At 44.7% G+C, this 1,091-nt stretch carries 2 protein-coding genes; both read left to right on the top strand.

The annotated features are described in order from the left end of the window. Window positions 1–36: 36 nt before the first annotated feature. Entirely contained in the window at window positions 37–522 is a 486-nt protein-coding gene (locus EI164_RS16265; RefSeq protein WP_192521011.1) for a winged helix-turn-helix domain-containing protein, read from the top strand. Window positions 523–551: 29 nt separating this feature from the next. Further along, complete coding sequence (locus EI164_RS16270) at window positions 552–1,073, top strand: IS630 family transposase (protein ID WP_192521012.1); 522 nt, start codon at window positions 552–554, stop codon at window positions 1,071–1,073. Window positions 1,074–1,091: the final 18 nt, after the last annotated feature.

Raw genomic sequence — 1,091 nt, forward strand, 5'->3', positions numbered from 1 at the left:
TAATACCAAACCCAAAATATATAGTATAATCCGCTTATGACTATACCAATACATAACCTAGAAGACCATGACTTTGGCAAACACTCAAAGACTGAGCGCAATCCCAGAGCCCGACTACGCCTGCTCATCTTACACCAATATAGTATAGGCAAAGCCACCAACGATATTGCCAAAGACCTCTGCATACATCCTGAAACTGCCAGACGGACATTGAAGCGATATTATGAACGAGGACTTGAGAGTCTCTATGATCGTCATCGTCGAGGTCGTCACAGCAAATTGGCAGAAGCAGACACAGCCGCTTTTAAAGCCATGATAGTCTCTGAACAAGAAAAGCGCGCTGGCGGTCGTCTAACCGGCAAAGACATTCAGCAATTGGCTAAAGAACACTACAACGCTCACTACACCGTTAACGGTATCTACGAGCTACTCAAGCGTATTGATATGAGTTGGATAAGTGCTCGTAGTCAGCATCCAAAAGCCGACCCACAAGCTCAAGACGCTTTTAAAAAAACTTTATAGCACAGGTTAAGGCGTCACTGCCTACTGATGTGAGCCTAGATCAAGTGGACATCTGGTTTCAAGATGAAACTCGAATAGGACAACAAGGCTCATTGACCAGAGTTTGGCATTACCGCGGTGGGCGACCTCGACTGATCAAGCAGCAACAGTTTCATTCCGCTTATCTGTTTGGTGCCTTTTGTCCAGCGACAAAGAAGGCTGTCGGCTTAGTACTGCCTTTCGTTAATAAACACACCATGTTATTGCATATGCAAGAGATTAGTAAAGCCGTTCCAAAAGGACGTCATGCGGTGGTGGTGATGGATGGCGCATTATGGCATCAACCAAGCTTGAATCAGGCTAATGTCACTATGCTTAAACTACCGCCTTATTCACCTGAGCTCAATCCCTCTGAGAGAGTATGGCAGTACCTTAAGCAAAATGAGTTATCCAATCGTTGTTATGACAGTTATGAGGCTATTGTTGATGCCGCTTGCTTGGCTTGGAATAATTTGCTTAAACAGCCACAAAGAATTCGGTCGTTAACTGCTCGTGCTTGGGCGCAACTTTAATTGTTGGGTTTGGTATAA

The organism is Psychrobacter sp. FME13 (assembly GCF_014861395.1).
In the GTDB taxonomy this organism is placed as follows: domain Bacteria; phylum Pseudomonadota; class Gammaproteobacteria; order Pseudomonadales; family Moraxellaceae; genus Psychrobacter.